We start from the raw sequence: 20,074 nt of genomic DNA on the forward strand, positions 1-20,074 counted from the left end.
CATGAGAACAACTATACACAAAGTTATCACAATGATGAAAGGGTTGATTATCGTTTTAAAACACGCTTTTCAAACTCCGGTCACACTGCGTTATCCTGAAGAAAAACGAATTTTACCAGCCAGGTCTCGAGGTAGGCATTATTTAACAAAATGGAATGATGGTTTGGAAAGGTGTGTTGGTTGCGAACTTTGTGCTATCGTTTGCCCAGCCCAGGCTATTTATGTGAAACCAGCTGCTAATGAACCGGGTCATATCCATTCTCATGGGGAGCGATATGCTTCTGATTTTCAGATTAATATGTTGCGATGCATTTTTTGTGGTTATTGTGAAGAAGCTTGTCCAACTGGAGCAATTGTTTTAAGTAATCAATATGAACTTTCAGCCTACACTAGAGAAGATATGATTTATACTAAAGATCGATTAACAGAGAAAACACCCGGAGAATCCGGACGCGATCCTAGTAGGGAGATTTAAGTCATGATGACCTCTTTAGCTTCACCTGAACAATGGATTTTTGGAATTTTACTTTTAATCTCTTCTTTCGGAATTCTTCTCACATCAAAACCTATTCAAGCAAGTTTATGTTTTCTGCTGGCCTTACTTTCTTTAGCCGCCCTGTATGTCGAATTATCTGCTCAATTTATTGCTGCTATGCAAGTTTTGATTTATGCGGGAGCCATTTTGGTTATTTTTATGTTTGTTATTGTTTTATTTCAAGATGCCCATAATCAAATTCACCAATTTGTAGCTCAAAGTAAATCTTCGATTTCGATTTTAGCAATAGCAGCTTTTTTACTTGCTTTTGGATTTTTGAGTTATTATCTCTCTGAACTCTCTACCTCAACAAAAAGTTTGCCAGAAGGTTTCGGAACCGCTCATTCTTTAGGTTACTTACTTTATGTAAATTTTTTTTTCCCTTTTGAAGCAGTCATTCTTATTTTTTTGATCGCTGTGGTTGGAGCCCTTTATATTGGAAGAAAGGAACGATAATGGATATTCTTTTTAGCCTTTTTATTAGTATGGCCATGTTTACCTTTGGCATCATTGGCATTTTAATTAAGCGAAATGCCCTAATTGTTTTTATGTGTGTGGAATTAATGTTGAATGCGGCTAATTTGCTTTTTGTTGCTTTTGCTGCGCATTGGGGAAATGAGACAGGCCTTATTTGGGTGTTTTTTGTATTAGTGGTTGCTGCAGCTGAAGCTGCTGTCGGCCTTGCTATTATCATTAATATGTTTAGATCAAAGCAAGTTGTTGACGTTGATCAATATAATTTGCTGAGGGGTTGATATGTGGCAAATGGTCGGACTCGGTCTTTTTTTACCTTTAATAGGTTTTTTGATTTTATTTACAAATTCTCAGCGACTCAGTCGATCTACGACATCTTTTATCGGTTGCAGTACGATTTTATTAGCCTTTCTGATTTTTTTAGGAGAACTTTATTTTTATGTTCATGCGGGAATGAATTCTCAAACATTTCCTTTATATCAATGGTTAACATTAAATGGGATCCAAGTGAATTTCAGTTGGCACCTTGATTCACTTTCCTTATTAATGACCCTAATCATTACGGGAGTTGGATTTTTGATTCACCTATACTCTGTGGGTTATATGGATCATGAAAAGGATTTTACCCGCTATTTTGCTTGTTTGAATTTTTTTATTTTTGCAATGTTGCTACTCGTGTTAGCGGGTGATTTATTAATGCTTTTTATTGGTTGGGAAGGTGTTGGACTGGCTTCTTATCTTTTGATTGGATTTTGGTATCAGAAGCCATCTGCAGCAAAAGCAGCAACTAAGGCTTTTGTTGTGAATCGAATTGGAGATTTAGGTTTTTTATTAGGATTATTATTAACGCTTCATACATTTGGAACGACTGATATTGCTTCGATTTCACAATTAGCTAAGCAGACTTTTTCAATCGGAGCTCCTATTATCACTGTCATGACTTTGCTTTATTTTTGGGGAGCGACAGGGAAGTCTGCACAATTGCCACTCTATCACTGGCTTCCAGATGCGATGGAAGGCCCAACTCCTGTTTCTGCATTAATTCATGCTGCTACAATGGTAACAGCGGGAATTTATTTGATTGTTCGAACTCACACTTTGTTTGACTTATCTCCATTAACTCTGCATGTTGTTGGAATAGTAGGGGGAATGACAGCTCTTTTTGCAGGGCTTTGTGCCTTAGCTCAAACAGATTTAAAACGAGTCCTCGCCTATTCGACAGTGAGCCAGCTTGGCTTAATGTTTTTAGCTTGCGGGATTGGAGCTTACTATGCAGCAATGTTTCACTTGACTATTCACGCATTTGTGAAGGCACTTCTTTTTCTTTCTGCCGGGAATGTTGTTCACATGATGTATGACACAACTGCATTAGAAAAGATGGGAGGATTATCAAAAATCTTCACTAAAACGCGATGGTTATTTTTAATAGGAGCTTTATCTTTAGCTGGAGTTTTTCCGTTTGCTGGATTCTTTAGTAAAGATCTTATCTTAGAATTGGGGTATTTATCGGGTTCTCATTTGCTTTTTAGTATGGGTTTAGTAGCTTCTCTTTTAACGGGTGTGTACATGCTACGGGTTTATTGTTTAACATTTCACGGCGAACCCCGTTCTACTCAACAAGAACTTAGTCAAGTTCAAGAAGCGCCCGCTATGATGGTAATTCCTGTGTCTATTTTAGGTTTACTCTCAATAGTTGGGGGATTTTTAGGTTTCAGGTTCTACTCTACTCCTGCTTTAATAAATTTTTTAGAGGAGATCGGAATTAGCTCTATAGAAAAAAATCTTAGTACCGGTCTTCACTTATCTGCGACAGGTTTAATAGCTATGTTAGGATCGATAATTGGTGTTATTATGACTGCATTTATTTACACACGCTATTATAAAAGTCTTGGAAATTCTATTATTTTTTTGAAAAATTCTTTTTATGTCGAAAAGCTTTATCGAAGCTTAATTGTCAATCCCTTAAGAATTTTAGCTTCTTTTATTGTAGGTAAAGTAGAAGCACATGCCATTAACGGCTCTCTTTTATTGGCAACAAATGTTGTTCAAAAAACAGCTGGATTGTTACAGAAATTTCAAAATGGCCAAGTACGTTCATATATTGCTTGGATGGTAACAGGGGCTGGTATATTGATTGTTTATTTTATTATTGAGGGATTCCATGCCTAATTTGTTTTGGTTATTTTTAATACCTTTTGTCTCTTCGATTTTAATAGGAATCCTGCCAATTAATGAGAAAAAACATTTAAAATGGGCTTCATTGGGATTGAGTTTAATTCCTTTTTTCTTCCTTTTAGGTAACCATTTTGTTTGGATAGGATCTTTTTTTCAATATGAGTGGTTTGCCCTTTTATCTATTACTTTTTCACTTGAAATCGACTCTATTTCTCTTCTTTTTTTATATTTAACAGCAATCATCATCCCGATTGTTTTTATGAATGTAAATAGTGAAAAATTGTCAAATCCTAAGCTGTTTTATGGATTAATTTTATTTTTACAGGGATTATTGGGTGGTTTTTTCATGACGCGTGATCTTGTCTTTTTTACAATCTTTTGGGAGGCGATGTTATTACCTATTTATTTTTTAATGAATATGTGGGGAGGGAGTAAACGTCATGAAGCAGCTATTAAATTTATTGTTTATATGTTCGCAGGATCGGCTTTAATGATAGCTGCCGTATTAGCTCTTTATTTTCTTTTCGGAACTTTTGATTTAGCCCAATTGTCAACTCAGGAATCTACTTATCCTTATGTTAATTTAATTGCAGCAGCATTCTTATTAGCTTTTGCAGTGAAAACACCTCTGTTTCCTTTTCATGCTTGGCTTCCTGATACTTATTACCAAGCATCAACTTCGGGAACAATTTTATTATCGGGGTTGTTGTCTAAAGCAGGTATTTATGGGATTATCCGCATTGGATTAGGTCTTTTTCCGCATGTAATGAAAGCGTGGAGTCCCTGGTTACTTGGATTAGCAATAACCGGTGTTTTATATGGAGCTTTAGCAGCTTGGAGACAAAATGATTTTAAACGCTTACTTGCCTATTCAAGTTTTTCCCATGTGAACTTTATTTTAATAGGCCTGTTTATTTTTGATCCTATTGCCCAAAAAGGAGCTATTTTACAAGCTTTTAACCATGGAATTACCATTACGGCCCTATTTTTGGTTGCAGGCTATTTAGAAAATCGACTTGGTTTTACAATAATTGGAACATCCAAAGGCTTAGCTAGGTATATGCCTAACCTTTGCTGGTTGACATTCTTTTTTGTCCTCTCTTCCATTGCTTTACCCGGAACTAATAATTTTGTGGGTGAATTACTCATTTTTATCGGCCTTTTTGGTAAACACCCTTATTTGACTGCTCTTACAGGCTTAACAATTGTATTTTCTGTGATATATATGCTTCGTTGGATGCAAAAAATGTATTTTGAAGAGCCAAGTCCTTATCAAGTTCAATGGATTGATTTAACAAAAAAAGAATTTTTGATTGTCGCTCCTCTCATCTTTTTAAACTTATGGATTGGCTTATATCCCATGGGAATTCTCAAATATTTAGACGCTGATCATTCCAAATCGCAAGTATTGACTCAGGAGATGATAAAATGAATCCTACTTTGACATTAACCGATTTTATTTCTATCGGGCCATTATTAATTGTTTTAATGACCGCTTTAATCATTATCCTTATAGAAAGTTTCAGTGAGAACTGTTCCAAAAAATGGTCTTCTCTTATTTCTATTGGTGGACTCACACTATCCATTTTCGCCGTATGGGGGGGAATTTCTTCTAATCATAGCTCATTGTTAAATCCTTGGATTCATTTTGATACTTTAGCACGATTTTTTACTGTTTTTTTCTTAGTAATCGGAATCGGAGCCTCTCTTTTAGCAACTGCATTTTTTCAAAGATTCAAAGCATCGCATGGGGAATATTTTTTTCTTCTTCAATCGGCCGTTTTTGGATTGATTTTGATTGGAGCCGCTGCGGATCTTCTAACATTATTTTTAGGAATTGAAACACTTTCTATCTCATTATACGTTTTATGCGGGTATATGAAAAAATGGGAAATTTCTCATGAATCATCTTTTAAATATTTTTTGATGGGCTCGATTGTCGCTGGATTTCTCTTATATGGAATTGCTTTAGTTTATGGTGCAATTGGGACGACACGATTAGATGTTTTACTTTCTTCTTATCAAACGATTTCTTTAACTACGGAAAAAGTTTTGTTTTTCAGTGGAATTGCCATGATAACTTTAGGACTGGCTTTTAAAGCGGCTCTTGTTCCTTTTCATACTTGGTCACCAGATGTTTATGCTGGGGCTTCAAACCCGGTTACGGCATTTATGGCTGTAGGGACTAAGGTAGGGGTTTTTGCTGCTTTTGTGCGCTTATTTTTTGAAGCCTTGCCACAATTTGATGCAGCTTGGAATCAGGTGATTGATACATTAGTTTACGCAACTCTTATTTATGCTAATTTTGTCGCATTAAAACAAATACAATTACGTCGCTTTTTTGCCTATTCAAGCATTTCGCACGCAGGATTTTTAATGATTCCTGTTGTTATAGGAAATCAAGAAGCCTTATCCGCTTTGACTTTTTATCTTGTGATTTATGCTATTGCAACGTTTGGATGTTTTGCCGTTTTAGCTTATCTTGATCAAAATCAAGAAGGTGTTCATTTTTCAGATTTACATGGATTATTTAGTCGATCTCCTTGGCTGGCAAGTCTTCTTTCTATTTGTTTATTAACCCTAGCAGGTATTCCTCCTACAGCGGGATTTTTGGCTAAATTTTATGTTTTTAAAGTGGCCTTTCAAGCAGGTTATTATGGACTCGTTATTGTTGGGTTACTCACAACAATTCTTTCTTCGTATTATTACTTACGAATTATTGGAATATTGTTTTCAGAATCCAAAAATGATGAAAAACTCCCTTACTCTATGCCAGCGGCAATTGTGGGAACCACCTCATTTATAGCTATTATTATTCTCTCTTTTTATCCAGCTCCCTTTTTAAAGGTTCTAAGTCATTTATCAAACTAACTTAACGTAACCATTTGCTTAAATTTATCAAAAAATACGGGATTATTAAAAAATATCTTTAAGTTTTCTTCCTTCTGTTAGATGAGGAGAGGGTGGATGCTTTTTTAAATACGTAGTAATCATTTTAATACGATGCTCAGGATAAGGATGTGTGAGTAAAAATTCCGGTTGATGAATTTCCGAAGAAGCCTTTTCTAAGATTTTCATCACTTCTATCATTGCACTTGGATGGTAGCCCGTTTCTTCCATTAATTTAAGTCCCCATTGATCTGCTTCAAGCTCGTCTTTTCTTCCATAACGGAGTTGGGACATCTGATTAACGACACTAGCAATCATGGCTGCTTGATAGCCTCGGTTCGATTCGTTGTCAGCTCCAATTCCAGTAGCCATAACTAAAAGTTGGCCGAGCTGTCCTTTGACCATTTGCTGAGCGGAATGACGTTGAATGACATGTCCCATTTCATGGGCTAAAACCCCTGCTAATTGTCCTTCCGTTTGTAACTTATTTAATAATCCCAATGTGATAAAGATTTGTCCTCCAGGTAAAGCAAAAGCGTTGATGATTTTATCGTTTGCGAGAAGGTGAAATTTAAATTGCCAGGGGCCTTTTTTAGCTTGGGTTTTGGATAAGATCAACTTTCCTATTCTTTGAACTTCTTGAAATCTAGGATCCTTTGAAGAAATTTCGCCACCCATTTGGGCTGCCATTTGCGGAGCTGATTGTAAACCAAGTTTTATTTCTTGATCAGTAGTTAGAGCAACTTGTTGTTTTTCTCCCGTGATGGGATTAATTTCGGTTTGTGTAAAATACATAAAAAAAGCAAAGGCTGCAATCAACAAAGCAATTAAAAAAGACCCTCCTCGTTTTTGGCGAGGCCTATCATTGTTATACATTTTCATAAAAACTCCTGTTTATTCCTTTACGGGTATAGCAGAGTAGGTGAATTTAAGTTAGCTTTAAGAGAAATTAAGGAATTTAATTAAAACTTATTCAAAAAAACAAAAAAATTGGTTATGGAGAAACTTGCATACAAAGGAGGCAAAGATGAGAAATCTATTTTTTTTAGTAGGGGGATTAATATTTATGTCAACTGCTTACGCTGAAAATGAAAATGTCAATCCTACGTCCAAAACTGCTTATTGTTCAAGTGGTTGTGGATGTAAACATGTTTGTGTATGTGAGTGTAAACAAACCAAAACTTGCCACTGCTCGATTCTAGAAAAACAATAATATCTAAGTCGGTGCAGATTAATATAAAACGATGGTAAATCCGTCGATTGTGTAGATGCATCGACTCTTCAAAAATTTTCTTCTTTTCCTGTCTTTTTTGTAATTTATGATAAAAATCATATCATTTTCTTGGTTCTACTTGCAGATTACTCGTTATTTTGCTATCCCTAGATTTTTTTGAATAAAAAACAATAGAGACTTAAAGGGGATTTTGTAAAATCTATTTTAAGGAATTCTTAATAACATGCGTGAGAGTAACTATGATGCGCTACATCAAGCCTTGGATCTTTTTGTTGAGTTTAAATTCGGCATTTCTTTTAGCAGAAAATTTTGATAAAAAAATGAATGATAGCAGCAAAAGTGCAACAATTTCTGAAACGATTGAAGCTTCGAAAGAACTTGATAATTATCGAGAGGCTCATCCAGAAATTTACAATGAAAACTGCTGGTCATCAGTAGAACCAGAAACAGATGCTGAATATGCGAGATCTCATAATCTTTGGGGAATTTGGCTGCCTGAGGGCCCTCCAATGTTTCGCCCCTTTTTGGCGGATCCCCGCCAATTAACATATTCAGTAGGTTGGCGTTTTAATGACCGAGCAACGGTTAAAAACGTGATTGATGTATCATTTGGGGATACATTACCTATTTTTCGTTGGTGTGACATTTGGAAGTTTAGAGGAGACCTTCAATTAGAGTTAGAAGGGGGAGTCTGGGCAATTTTTGATCCTTTGCATAAATCTGCTCCACTTATTGACGCTGACTATTATGTGGGTATTCCCATTACCTATGCTTTTGGTAATTGGGCTCTTCGGTTAAGAGGATATCACATTTCTACTCATATTGGTGATGAGTTTTTGATTAATCATCCTCACTTTGATCGGCGTAATCCAAGTATTGAAGCCATCGATTTGTCTGTTTCTTGGCAAAAAGAACAGATTCGATTATATGGAGTACTGGGTTGGGTTTGTTGCCAAGATGATTCTTTTAGAGTAGGGCCTTTCTACCTTGAAACAGGATTAGAATTGAGACTTTCTCAGTTGGGTTATCGTGACCACTGCAATCGTTTGTATAGCGAACCTTTTTTTGGTATGCACTTCCGTTATCAATCTCATTTTAAAAAACATATCAACCAAACTTATGTGCTAGGATGGGAATGGGGAAAAGTTTCAGGTATTCGACGTAAATTTAGACTTTTCTTAGAGTATCATGATGGATATTCTTTGGATGGGCAGTTTTGTAAACGTGCCACTCATTATTTAAGTTTCAGAGGCTCATACGGATTTTAATCTATGAATCCAGAAGGTTATAACGGCCCTTTTGATAAAGATACCATTGAAACAAAATCTCCTTCGATTAATCCTTTATTAACTGAAGGAGATTTTATTCAAGAGGGTCAACCTCTTGGTTTGAGGTCACTACCCATTTGGCTTTGGATTGTATTAGCAACAATGGTCATGTCCTTGGTTTGGGGCAGTATGAATTGGTATCAAGGAGTTATGCAACAAGAGAAAAAAGCAGAACCTTTTCTCGATGTGACTAATCGTGAATTTTCTGTTTTTCTATGGCAGTTTCCCTCTTTTTTGCGTGCTAATGCATTAAAAAAAACAGCTTATCTTCCAGGTTTCCAAACAACCAAAGAAACGCTTGTGTTGAATGAAGCAGATAATTTTGTTTCAGCTCCTCCCGATTTATTATTTTTGTATCATACATGGAACCGTCTTTTAGCCTCTGAATCTAATTTACGGCCTATCAATCCGAAAGAGTTTTCTGAATTTTTAAATCAGGTAGAAGAATGGCAACCAAAATTTTGGAAAAAAGCACCTAAAGAATATGTACAATTAATTGATAATAAAGAATACGAACAAACACAAAATTTACAAACACTTTCAGTATCTCAATTGCCAGTCCTTGTTCGACAAGCTTTTCAAGGTTGGAAAAATTATTATCAAGAAGGACCAGAAATTAATGCTTTAGCTCCAACAATTGCACAAGTTCAAGCTTTTCTAGAGTCTCATCCCCATTATAAACGCAATTTTTGGCGCAATATTCAACAAGTTGCAGGACAAGAAGTGGTTAGATCTGACTATTTATATTTGCTTACACAAGCGGCTTTTAACCCAGAAGAGGCTTTTCCAACCGATCAACTTGCACCTTTTCTCAAAGTTGCTATGTTCAATGCAGCACAGGCCAATAAAGACAAAATCAAACACGCAGATTCCAATCCTTTATCACTAAATATCATAGCGCAGTGAAAAACTCAGAGCTATTCTTTTGAAAATGCTTAGAAAAGTGAGAATAAAAGCTTTATTCATCAATAAAAATTAATAGACATTAGTGTCGTGAGAGTTAAAAAATAAGAGGGAAATTTTCCCTCTTAAAATAAAAACCAATTTAGGCATAGTCTGAGCCATCAACAGAAGCCGCATTAGGGGTATCAAGGTTTGCTAACTCCTGAATCGTTTCGCGCACTTTATTATCAGCATATTTTAGCGCTTCTAATCGTGAGCAATTGGGATGGTTGGTTCGATATTCTTGTTCAAATGCTTCTAACAAGCGTAAATGATTTGAAACTTCAGATTTTTGATAAAGATGAGACATTCCAAGCGCCAAAACAGATGCAGGCGTATTTATAGGATTAATAAAACTTAAAGTAAGACCCGTTGCCAATACAATATTGTTAATAATTCCAGCTGAATTTTGGTAATCTTTTATTAAATTTTCTTTGTATTGTTCAGCTTCTATAGCCTCAAGTTGATGTTGCAGGTTTTCATTATTATCTTGGAGGTGTCTTACTTCGTTAGTGAGATGGGTAATTTGTTGGTTTAATAATCTTCCGCGAATTTCAATAAATCGGAACATTTCACTACAAGCATGGCCCATCATTACCATTCTATCTTCTAAAGGAAGGCTGGAGTCTTGCAAGAAATTATTCATTTGTTGCATGGCAGTTGAAGGATTTTGTACAGCTAATTGTTGATCCGGTACATTAGGAATCATAATTGCTCTCCTTAACTTATAAATGATTTTTATTGTTTATCATCAAATATGCATACTATTTAAATAGTAATCTGTAAACATATTCAATTAAGAACACTAATAAATAAAATTACTATTGTCAACTATAATGATTCTTTAATGATTTTTTTTGAAATACCACACAATAATTTGAATAGAAAATAAATCAAAAAAAGATAAGATATAGTATATCGCTAGATATATTTTTAAGAATAGAAAGGAATAAAAAAATGAGAATTTTGTCGAACCACTTTTCTTGCTATTATTCTTCTTTTTTTGAGGGACATTTTTTATATTTAACCAAACGTCAGAAAACGATCATGGCGATTGCCATAGGCATATTTAGTTGTTTCATAGCTGGCTATTTACTGTATCAAGTAATCAATAAAAGAAAAATAAGGCCTTTGTCAAGTGATGCTGCTTCTTTAAATAGAGAACCAAATTTTGGAAAACCCTTAAGCCCATCAGTCGAAGAGCACAAAACAAATCTTTCGATAGTGAATCCAGCGTTAATCCATAGAATTAATTCTCTGATCTCAAGAGTTAGCTCAATGATTTCAATGGTTTCAGTATTTTCTCCGACGGAAAATGAAAGAGCTGAACAAACAATAGAGGGAGAGATCGACTATACAGGTGTTACGGTAGATACAACACTGCTTTCCCGGTATTGGAATATCGCTTATAAAAATACTTCTTCATTAGAAGATGCTAATGTCATTCTCATGGGAGAACATCATAAAATTTTAGCCTATCAACAGTTAGAGATTGCAATCATCAATCAATTTGGAAAAGACGATGATATCTTACTTTTAGAAGGGATAGAGTATCAAGAGGAGGCGCAAAATTTTAGTCATATTTATCCTGAATACAATTTCAACTTAATTTCAAAAAATATACGCATGTTTGGTTTTGAGGTAGACTTATTACCCTTTGATGAAAGTTCAAATATGCTTGAAGAATTAGAGAGAAAAGTTGTTATCCTAAAAACAAAAATAGAGCAAAAAAAAAGATCTGGGTTGCCTCATGATGCCTTAGAAAAAATGATGGAAGAACTTGTCATTTTATTGGAGAAATTATTTCTATCAACGGATAAACGTAACGAATTTCTAATTACTTCCATTAATCGGCTGTTAGATCGGTACCCTAACAACAAGTTATTTGTCATTGCTGGCAGCTTCCATATAGTAAGTCCCGATTTTAACTTGATCGACCATTTACCCCCAGATGTGAAGTATGCCATATTAACTTATAAAAATTAGAATGTTTTTAAAAATTGCAGAGAAGAGATTATTCCATCCTTTTAAAAATGCTTAAAAAGACGAGAATAAAAGCTTTATTCACCAATAAAAATTAATAAATCATCAGTGTCGTGAGAGTTAAAAAATAAGAGGGAAATTTTCCCTCTTAAAATAAAAGCCAATTTAGGCATAGTCGGAGCCATCAACAGAAGCCGCATTAGGGGTATCAAGGTTCGCTAACTCCTGAATCGTTTCGCGCACTTTATTATCAGCATATTTTAGCGCTTCTAATCGTGAGCAATTAGGATGATTGGTTCGATATTCTTGTTCAAATGCTTCTAACAAGCGTAGATCATTCGAAACTTCAGATTTTTGATAAAGATGAGACACTCCAAGCGCCAAAACAGATGCAGGCATATTTATAGGATTGATAAAACTTAAAGTAAGACCCGTTGCCAATACAATATTGTTGATAATTCCAGCCGAATTTTGATAATCCTTTATTAACTTCTCTTTGTATTGTTCAGCTTCTATAGCCTCAAGTTGATGTTGCAAGTTTTCGTTATTATCTTGGAGGTGTCTCACTTCGTTCGTGAGACGAGTAATTTGTTGGTTTAATTTTCCTTCGACTCTTCCAAAAATTTGCATACAGCTAATAAATACATTATTCATAATCTCAAACCTATCTTCTAAAGAAAGGTTGGAATCTTGCAAGAAATTATTCATTTGTTGCATGGCAGTCGATGGATTTTGTACAGCTAATTGTTGATCCAGTGCATTAGGAATCATAATTGCTCTCCTTAACTTATAAATGATTTTTATTGTTGATCATTAAATATGCGTACTATTTAAATAGTAATCTGTAAACATATTCAATTAAGAACACTAATAAATAAAATTACTATTGTCAACTATAATGATCCTTTAATGATTTTTTTGAAAAATCACACAATAATTTGAATAGAAAATAAATCAAAAAAAGATAAGATATAGTATATCGCTAGATATATTTTTAAGAATAGAAAGGAATAAAAAATGAGAATTTTGTCGAACCACTTTTCTTGCTATTCTTCTTCTTTTTTTGAGGGACATTTTTTATTTTTAACTAAACGTCAGAAAACGATCATGGCGGTTGCCATAGGCATATTTAGTTGTTTCGCAGCAGGCTATTTACTTTATCAAGCGATCAATAAAAGAAAAATAAGGCCTTTGTCAAGCAATGCTGCTTCTTTAAATAGAGAACCAAATTTTGGAAAACCCTTAAGCCTATCAGTCGAAGAGCAAAGAGGAAATCTTCCGATAATAGGTCCTGCGTTAATCCATAGAATTAATTCTCTGATCTCAGCATTTCCTCCAATGGGAAATGAGAGTGACGAACAAACAATAGAGGAAGAGGTCGACTATACAGGTGTTCCAGTAGATACAACACTGCTTTCCCAGTATTGGAATATCGCTTATAAAAATGCTTCTTCACTAGAGGAAGCAGATATTATTCTTATGGGTGAAGATCACAAAATTTTAGCCTATCAACAATTAGAGATTGCAATTATCAATCAATTTGGAAAAGACGATGATGTCTTACTTTTAGAAGGAGTAGAGTATCAAGAGGAGGCGCAAAATTTCAGTTCAATTTGTCCTAAGCGTAGCTACGATTTAATTTCAAAAAATATACGCCTGTTTGGTTTTGAGGAAAATTTATTAACTTTGGTTGAAAGTTTAAATATGCTTAAAGAATTGGAGAGAAAAGCTATTATCTTAAAAACAAATATAGAGTTAAAAAAAAGATCTAATTTGCCATTGGATGTCACATTTTCAGAAAAAGTGATGCACGAAGGAGTCTGTTTATTGGAGAAATTATTTCTATTAACGGATAAGCGCAACGAATTTCTAATTACTTCCATTAATCGGCTGTTAGAACGATATCCTGGCAGCAAGTTATTTGTCATTGCTGGTAGCCACCATATAGTAAGTCCCGCTTTTAACTTGATCGACCATTTACCTCCAAATTTAAAATATGCCATATTAACTTATAAAGTTTAATTTTAAAAGGTTCCGACAAATTTAATTGAAGGATTAGATGACAACCTTAAATCCTTGCTCATAAATTGGCCCCCCTTTACCAATCGGAAGTTTTCCTAAGAAAAAATCACGATAAATTTTTAAGCCTTGTTCAGCTTTTTGAATGCAATAGTAACAATTACTGATCCATTCAGATCCTTGGATTGTTCCTGAATGAAGATTGCACTCAAATCGAGAACTCAGCTTTTGTTGCCAATAATCAGGTTCTCCAAAAAGAAGAATGGGTGTGGAGTTGACCGACCCCACTTTTCTTCTCACTTCCTCAAGAGAAAATTCAAAGTCAGTTCCGATCCCACCCATTAAAAAAATAGGAAAGTCTAGATGAAAATCAGCCTGCCTTTCCACTAATTTATCAAGTCGGTAAGTCATTTTAGCTTCGACAAAAGGGTTTTGAAGCTGTTCATTAACAACAGATCCATCTTTAGCTCTAAAATCGGCGATATTAGCACATGATAGAATACGTAGATCTTTTGCGACCCTGTTGCCAACTTCCATCGCTCCAGGCCCTCCACCCGTGACTAATGCTAAAGGAGTATTTTTATGGAGTAAAGGATGTTGCATTTCCGTACGCATTTCTAAGACTCCAGCTAACAAGTGATGAAGCTCCTGTTCAAAGTCCCCAGCTAATAAATTTGAGCCATAAATCCCAAAAACAGTGGATTTTAAAAATATATCTACGTGAGCTAAAGGAACAAAAAAACCTGTATCGCGATCTGGTTTTTGAAGGTATTGCAAAATTTGTCCTGTCGCTTCATCCACCCAAAAAACGGGAATAGCGAATTTTTCAAGGTCATGCAGAAGAGCTCTATCTTCTGCAGAGAAAAAATCTTTATGGGATAAGGAGGGGTATTGGAAGTAAATTCCTTTTAAACATCTTTGAACTTGATCGCTTAACAACATCCTTTTCATTAAGGGAGAAGGGAAGTAACGAGTTAATAGTATTCCCTGGCTCGTAATCAAACCGCTGTCAATTGCTTTAAGAAATGGGTAAGAGGGCTGTTGTTCAATATAACGCTCGACCATTAAAGCTTGACGAGTTCCATGAAAAGCTCCTGGAAATTCGTGGGTTCTTGTTTCTCTTGTAATCCAATCCGATTCTTTCAAAGATTTTAGCTGTTGCCCTTTTACAATAAATACGGCTGCTCTATTTTCAACAGGTTGGGGAGCAGTCGAAAAAGCTTCAAACAGAGTTTTGCTGTCTTCCAAACACGTTTGTAGTTGATCTCTATCTGAAAAAAAAACATGTTCACGGTAAGGTTCTAAAGTATAAAATTCTAACGGAATATCGGTGATTTCTCTTTTACTACTTCCAAATAATTCATAAATATCTCCAGAGGCAAATGTATCAGGTTGAAGAATAGAGGCCGAAGTGTGATGATAACCTGGTGATAAAAGATTATCGACAACTCTAGCAAATACTGTACGAATATGGAGCGGCAATGTGCGGACAAGCAAAATTTCATCTTCAGAAACGTTGCGAGTCATCATTGGATTCCATTCTTGATGTAAACGTAACATGTCGCGCATTTTAGTGTTTGTTACAAGGGCTTTTGCCAAAGTCGGAAGGAATCCTGTAATTGAAGGATCGTAAGTAACGCGTCCATTTTGAAGAGTTAAATAAACTATTGTTCGTCCATCTAATTTATCCAAAATAAGGTCATTGCTTCCATGCAAACCTCCTAAAGATAAAAGGGGCTTACCTCTTCTATCAGATCGCCCAAACATTCGACTTAAATAATCCGGATCTCTCACACGACGTCTTTCATCAGCCGCAAATAATTTTCCGAGTGAACTTCCTATTTCTAATAATTTTAACATTTCAATTGCAATAGGACCGATCGCATTGAGTTTAGTATGGACTTGAGCACATAAGTTCTTTTTGTCTAATTCAAAATTTAATCCAATTCCATCCAAACCTAATTGTGCAAGAGTGCTTTTAATATTAAACAAAATCAAATGGGGGTCGATCTGGAAACCGACAAAATGCGGAGAGATATTTTGGATAAATACTGTTGCTTCAGCAGTTTTTTCATTAATTCGGTTAAGGTTTGTGATCGAGCCATCAGGGGTAGCTAAATCGTAATGATAGAAGTCAATATTACTTTCCATAGCCATTTTATGTTTTTTTAATTCATTTTGATTAGAGGGGGATTTATCTGAGCTGTCCATAACATTTAAATTAAAGCAACTTTTTGTCAATTCATTGTTTTTTAACATTCTATTTAATTTTCTTGCCCAACTAAATTTTTTATTTTTGTTCCTATTTTGTATGCCTATAAAAGCTTAAAGTCTGCTTCTAAGCTTTTTAAAATTGTGGAGTAGTTGTTTATACCTTTAATAAAAAAATAAATTTACATAGGGAGGTGAAAGTGTAAAGCTAATGAATTAGGAACTATTGTAAATAGAAATGAGTTTAAAGCTTTTATTTTAAGCAAGTTGATTCCTAAATTCATAGGGGATGATAATGGGAAGTTCATGATTGAAAAGAAGTTGCTATTGCTGCTGTTTTGTTCATAAAGATAAAAAAAAGAGTCTTAATGTAGAGACTCGAACAAGTTTTTAGGAAAGGATAGATAGAGCTTTTTTCTAAAATATTATTCTGCCATAATTATTTTTTATGTTTTTTTATGGTCTTTATCTGCTGCGAATTTTAATTAGAAAAGTTTTCGACTAGATAGGCTTAAGTGAGATAATATGCAGAAAAACCCAAGAAGCTGTGGCACGCATGATGGAACATTTCATGCAGATGAAGTTACCGCATGTGCTTTGTTAATGCTTTTTGATTTGATTGATGAAAATAAGATCATTCGCACACGTGATTTACAAATTTTAAATACATGCGAATATATTTGTGATGTAGGAGGTATTTATGATCCTTCTCAAAAAATTTTTGATCATCATCAAGTAGATTATCAAGGGCCTATGAGTAGTGCGGGAATGATTCTCAAATATTTAAAGCATCTTGAACGATTGAAACCCAATGAATACGAGCTTTTTAACGCATCTTTAGTCATGGGAATAGACGCTCATGATAATGGAAGAGATCCTTTGATTCCTGGATATTGCTCAATTTCTCACATTGTTTCTAATTTCACGCCTATTCATTACGATTGTGCTCATGAAGAGCAAGATCAAGCTTTTCATAAAGCTCTAAAATTTGTTTATGAACATTTAGATCGTTTATGGGAACGATTTAAATATACTCAATCTTGCCGTGAAATTATTGCTGAATGCATGAATAAATCAAAAGAATGTTTAATGTTTGATCAAAATTTGCCTTGGCTTGAAATTTTCTTTGAGTTGAAAGGAGAAGAGCATCCGGCATTATTTGTAATTATGCCTTCAGGTCCTCATTGGAAGTTAAGAGGAATTCCTCCTTCTTACCAAGATCGAATGAAAGTTCGTTTACCACAACCCAAAGAATGGGCTGGGTTATTAGAGGAAGACCTAAAAAGGGTTTCGGGTATTCCGGGTGCAGTTTTTTGCCATAAAGGGCGTTTTATATCGGTTTGGGAAACAAAAGAAGATGCATTGAAAGCTTTAGATTACACCTTAAAGTATACTTAGGAGATTTTAATTGATGACGACAGTATTCGGAAAAATTATTAAAGGCGAGCTTTCAGCAGAAAAAGTTTTTGAAAATGAACGCATTATGGTCATCAAAGATCTTTATCCAGTCGCTCCAGTCCACTTACTTATTATTCCCAAAAAAGAAATTCCGAATTTACAGTCTATCCAACAAGAAGATCTTGAACTCGTGAGCGAAATCGTAGTCATTGCTCAGCAACTTGCCAAGCAATTTAATATTGAAGAAGGGTATCGGTTGGTCACAAATAATGGAACGATGGCTGGGCAGGTTATTTTTCATTTGCATTTCCATTTAATTGGAGGACGTCAATTAGGAAGCTTGGGATAACTTTTTCAAAAATCTATCCATTTGGATGATTCCCGAATTATTTTAATTTGGGTTTAAATATAAAAAAGTTTAGAAACTATTATGATCTTACCTATTAACTTAGAGCGATCTCAAACAGCTTTGTTGATCATTGATATGCAAGATAAGATATTTGCGACAGTTGATCATGGAGTAGATGTATTGAAAGCTATTTTTAAAACGATCAAAGGTTTTCAAGCACTTCAAATCCCAATTTTTATTTCTGAGCAATATCCTCAAGGGTTAGGAGAAACTTTAATGGATTTGAAATCTCTTCTCAGAGACCAATATTCTCCATGGGTGAAAACGACTTTTTCTTGTTTGGATGACTCTATTATAAAAAAATATATCGAAAAATCTTACATTCAACAATGGGTCATTGTCGGTCTTGAAGCTCATATTTGTATTTTGCAAACAGCTAAAGGGCTTTTGCAAGCTGGAAAGCAAGTCATTGTTTTAAATGATGCGATTGCATCTCGTTCTATCTATAATTTTTCTATTGCAATTGCCGAAATGAGAGATTTGGGAATTCGAATTAGTAGTTCCGAAACAATTCTTTTTGAGTTGTTAAAAGATTCCAAACAACCCGAATTTAAATCAATTAGTCAAATGATTAAGTCTTGTGAATGTTAATGCTCAGATCTATTTTGTTAACTTTTTTGGTTCTTTATTTCTTGCAGATTTTCGGAGCTGAAAAAGAGGAAATTCAGAGGGTCGTTCGCCGTATTGAAGCTCATCTGCATATTCAAGATACCCCTTCCGCTTACTTTGAAGCTAAACAAGCGATAGCTTCTTATTCTAGTTCTCAAAGCATTCATGAAGTTTATATTAAGGCAACAGCGCGTTCTGGTTACGAAAAAGAAATGCTTTGTGCTTGGCAAAACTATTTTAAGCAATTTCCAAATCAAATAGAAAATCGAGAATTAATAGAAGAAATGGCTTGGGGGGTTTTAGGCAAGGCCGCTCAATCTCATTCATTAATTACTCGGCACCTTGCTTTATTGGCAGCTTTTTTCTGTAAGGATACTAAAGGAGTAGAAATTCTTTTTCAGGGCATGCAAGATTCAAATTATGCGATCAGAGCCTTTGCTGTGAAATTGTCCAGCCATTTACACGATGACAAATTAATAAAATCAGTTAAAGAACTTTTTCGAAATGAGAAAGTTAGGTTAGTTAAACATGAAGTGATCAAAGCAATTGGGAAAATGAAAATACTAGAATTAAAAGAAGAGTTAGAATTTTTAATTAGTTCAGAGCAAAGTCTTTCCGAAGAAAAAGCCTTAGCTATCGAGTCTCTAGTTGCTTTATTGAATTCTTTAAAAAGAGAAGAAGTCGTTCGTTTAATTCAAAGCGATCGAGTCGGTTTGCGTTTAGTGGCTTGTCAGGCTATTGCTCATTTTCAATCTCAACGGGATGTCGACCAATTGTTAATCTTAACAAATGATTATCATCCCCAGGTGAAAATGGCTAGCTATCAAGCAATGGGCTTGCTTAAGTCGAAAGAGCAAAATGATAGTGTTATAGAAGCTGCTCGAAAGGGAATAAAAGATGATCATTTTAAAGTTGCATTGTCTGCTGCCTGGTTATTATTGCTCTATCATCCAAACGAAGCTAAAGAAGTTTTTCAATGTTACTTATTAAGCGATAAACCCGAAGTCCGTTTGACGGCTTCAGCTGCTTTAGCTTTAGCAGGTAGAGCAGGTATAGATTTGGCTTCGCAATTTCTTGAAAATCATCAAGATCCCTATATCCGTCTCAATCTTGCTTGTGGATTAGTCAAACAAAGATGTTGTTTGAAACAAGCTGCTCAAGTCATCAAGCAAGTCTTGCTTTCGCAAAAAGATAAGTTTTGTGAAATTGAGTGTGGAATATTTAAATCGATTGCAGGTTGTCATTATAGTCGATCTGAAAAAATAACAGAAAATCCAGAAATGAATAATCAGCTTCTTCGTTTAGAGTTATTCAATATTCTATCGATTTTAAAAGAACCTAATACACAAAATGCGATACGAGAATTTTTATCAGAAAGAAACTGGGGCATTACGGGTGCCGCTGCCGCCTTACTTTTAACAGAAGGTGATGAAGAGTCTATTGAAGTGGTATTGGAACTTCTTAAAGACCCCTGCACCAAAGTACGAATACAGGCCGCTTTAGTTTTATCAATATGGTCACACGAAGAAGATCCTATTCATGTTTTACAGGAAGAGTATTTAAATAGTGATCGGGAAACAAAAGCAAAAATCTTAGAGGGCATTGGACGGATTGGATCTATGAAATCTATTCCATTTTTAATTGAAACTTTAAAAGAACCTTCTCAAACGTTACGCTTAATTGCAGCAATGGCATTAATTCAATCCCTGAATAACTAAATTAATTCTAGTGCATTTAACATCCCTAGGGGAAATTTAAATGAATATCCGTTTATGGCATTTTGAAACCCTTACTTATTATTTACTAGAGGAATTTCCTATTCAGCAAAATACATAAATTATAAAATCATTTATCGATACTCTTATCTT

General features: G+C 34.8%; 19 protein-coding genes. 15 read left to right on the forward strand and 4 right to left on the reverse strand.

The features are described 5' to 3' along the window. The first annotated feature begins 1 nt into the window (after nucleotide 1). Genes nuoI through PC_RS02735 form a run of 6 tightly spaced genes read left to right on the forward strand, consistent with a single transcriptional unit; the run spans nucleotide 2 to nucleotide 6,055 of the window. Nucleotides 2-475, forward strand: a complete 474-nt coding sequence (gene nuoI / locus PC_RS02710; protein ID WP_052278641.1) for an NADH-quinone oxidoreductase subunit NuoI — start codon at nucleotides 2-4, stop codon at nucleotides 473-475. Nucleotides 476-478: 3 nt separating this feature from the next. Further along, nucleotides 479-991, forward strand: coding sequence for an NADH-quinone oxidoreductase subunit J family protein (locus tag PC_RS02715; protein ID WP_011175118.1), 513 nt, complete (start codon nucleotides 479-481; stop codon nucleotides 989-991). Further along, on the forward strand, nucleotides 991-1,290 hold the full coding sequence (gene nuoK / locus PC_RS02720) for an NADH-quinone oxidoreductase subunit NuoK (RefSeq protein ID WP_011175119.1): 300 nt from the start codon (nucleotides 991-993) through the stop codon (nucleotides 1,288-1,290). The genes PC_RS02715 and nuoK overlap by 1 nt, the downstream gene beginning before the upstream one ends. A 1-nt stretch (nucleotide 1,291) precedes the next feature. After that, nucleotides 1,292-3,178, forward strand: coding sequence for an NADH-quinone oxidoreductase subunit L (gene nuoL, locus PC_RS02725; RefSeq protein ID WP_011175120.1), 1,887 nt, complete (start codon nucleotides 1,292-1,294; stop codon nucleotides 3,176-3,178). Continuing rightward, the gene (locus tag PC_RS02730) at nucleotides 3,171-4,616 is read left to right on the forward strand and encodes a complex I subunit 4 family protein (RefSeq protein WP_011175121.1); all 1,446 of its coding nucleotides are present in this window, start codon (nucleotides 3,171-3,173) and stop codon (nucleotides 4,614-4,616) included. Before nuoL ends, PC_RS02730 begins: the two co-directional genes overlap by 8 nt. Beyond that, the gene (locus tag PC_RS02735) at nucleotides 4,613-6,055 is read left to right on the forward strand and encodes an NADH-quinone oxidoreductase subunit N (RefSeq protein WP_011175122.1); all 1,443 of its coding nucleotides are present in this window, start codon (nucleotides 4,613-4,615) and stop codon (nucleotides 6,053-6,055) included. The genes PC_RS02730 and PC_RS02735 overlap by 4 nt, the downstream gene beginning before the upstream one ends. A 45-nt stretch (nucleotides 6,056-6,100) precedes the next feature. Here PC_RS02735 and PC_RS02740 read toward each other — a convergent pair whose 3' ends face one another. Then, entirely contained in the window at nucleotides 6,101-6,955 is an 855-nt protein-coding gene (locus PC_RS02740) for a M48 family metalloprotease (protein WP_011175123.1), read from the reverse strand. Between the two features lie 145 nt (nucleotides 6,956-7,100). Here PC_RS02740 and PC_RS02745 point away from each other — a divergent pair, with 145 nt between their 5' ends. From PC_RS02745 to PC_RS02755, 3 genes are all read left to right on the forward strand, one after another. Continuing rightward, complete coding sequence (locus PC_RS02745; protein ID WP_044044795.1) at nucleotides 7,101-7,286, forward strand: hypothetical protein; 186 nt, start codon at nucleotides 7,101-7,103, stop codon at nucleotides 7,284-7,286. A gap of 260 nt (nucleotides 7,287-7,546) precedes the next feature. Then, nucleotides 7,547-8,575 carry a DUF1207 domain-containing protein gene (locus tag PC_RS02750; RefSeq protein ID WP_011175125.1) on the forward strand — a complete coding sequence of 343 codons (1,029 nt, stop codon included), beginning with the start codon at nucleotides 7,547-7,549 and terminating at the stop codon, nucleotides 8,573-8,575. A 3-nt stretch (nucleotides 8,576-8,578) separates the two neighbouring features. Next, a complete protein-coding gene (locus PC_RS02755) occupies nucleotides 8,579-9,541 on the forward strand; it encodes a hypothetical protein (protein ID WP_011175126.1) in 963 nt (320 codons plus the stop codon). 139 nt (nucleotides 9,542-9,680) lie between these two features. On the opposite strand, the gene PC_RS02760 is transcribed toward PC_RS02755, so the two are convergent. Next, nucleotides 9,681-10,286 (reverse strand): hypothetical protein, encoded by a 606-nt coding sequence (locus tag PC_RS02760; protein WP_011175127.1) that lies wholly within the window; start codon nucleotides 10,284-10,286, stop codon nucleotides 9,681-9,683. A 248-nt stretch (nucleotides 10,287-10,534) separates the two neighbouring features. Between PC_RS02760 and PC_RS02765 the strand changes: the two genes are divergently transcribed. Further along, a complete protein-coding gene (locus tag PC_RS02765; RefSeq protein WP_011175128.1) occupies nucleotides 10,535-11,563 on the forward strand; it encodes a hypothetical protein in 1,029 nt (342 codons plus the stop codon). Nucleotides 11,564-11,725: 162 nt separating this feature from the next. Here the strand turns inward: PC_RS02765 and PC_RS02770 are convergent, their stop codons facing one another. Beyond that, a complete protein-coding gene (locus PC_RS02770) occupies nucleotides 11,726-12,331 on the reverse strand; it encodes a hypothetical protein (RefSeq protein ID WP_011175129.1) in 606 nt (201 codons plus the stop codon). A 246-nt stretch (nucleotides 12,332-12,577) separates the two neighbouring features. Here PC_RS02770 and PC_RS02775 point away from each other — a divergent pair, with 246 nt between their 5' ends. Next, entirely contained in the window at nucleotides 12,578-13,582 is a 1,005-nt protein-coding gene (locus tag PC_RS02775; RefSeq protein WP_011175130.1) for a hypothetical protein, read from the forward strand. 33 nt (nucleotides 13,583-13,615) lie between these two features. Here the strand turns inward: PC_RS02775 and PC_RS02780 are convergent, their stop codons facing one another. Further along, nucleotides 13,616-15,838, reverse strand: coding sequence for an LOG family protein (locus tag PC_RS02780; RefSeq protein ID WP_011175131.1), 2,223 nt, complete (start codon nucleotides 15,836-15,838; stop codon nucleotides 13,616-13,618). Between the two features lie 477 nt (nucleotides 15,839-16,315). On the opposite strand from PC_RS02780, the gene PC_RS02785 reads away from it, so the two are divergent. The 4 genes from PC_RS02785 to PC_RS02800 all read left to right on the forward strand — a co-directional run bounded on the left by PC_RS02785 (nucleotide 16,316) and on the right by PC_RS02800 (nucleotide 19,924). Further along, a complete protein-coding gene (locus tag PC_RS02785) occupies nucleotides 16,316-17,188 on the forward strand; it encodes an MYG1 family protein (RefSeq protein WP_011175132.1) in 873 nt (290 codons plus the stop codon). 13 nt (nucleotides 17,189-17,201) lie between these two features. After that, the gene (locus PC_RS02790) at nucleotides 17,202-17,537 is read left to right on the forward strand and encodes a histidine triad nucleotide-binding protein (RefSeq protein WP_044044797.1); all 336 of its coding nucleotides are present in this window, start codon (nucleotides 17,202-17,204) and stop codon (nucleotides 17,535-17,537) included. 81 nt (nucleotides 17,538-17,618) lie between these two features. Further along, nucleotides 17,619-18,188: an isochorismatase family protein gene (locus PC_RS02795; RefSeq protein ID WP_011175134.1), complete on the forward strand. Its 570-nt coding sequence runs from the start codon at nucleotides 17,619-17,621 to the stop codon at nucleotides 18,186-18,188. Then, nucleotides 18,182-19,924 carry a HEAT repeat domain-containing protein gene (locus PC_RS02800; protein ID WP_011175135.1) on the forward strand — a complete coding sequence of 581 codons (1,743 nt, stop codon included), beginning with the start codon at nucleotides 18,182-18,184 and terminating at the stop codon, nucleotides 19,922-19,924. The genes PC_RS02795 and PC_RS02800 overlap by 7 nt, the downstream gene beginning before the upstream one ends. The last annotated feature ends 150 nt before the right edge of the window (nucleotides 19,925-20,074 follow it).

It is taken from the genome of Candidatus Protochlamydia amoebophila UWE25 (genome assembly GCF_000011565.2).
GTDB lineage: Bacteria > Chlamydiota > Chlamydiia > Chlamydiales > Parachlamydiaceae > Protochlamydia > Protochlamydia amoebophila.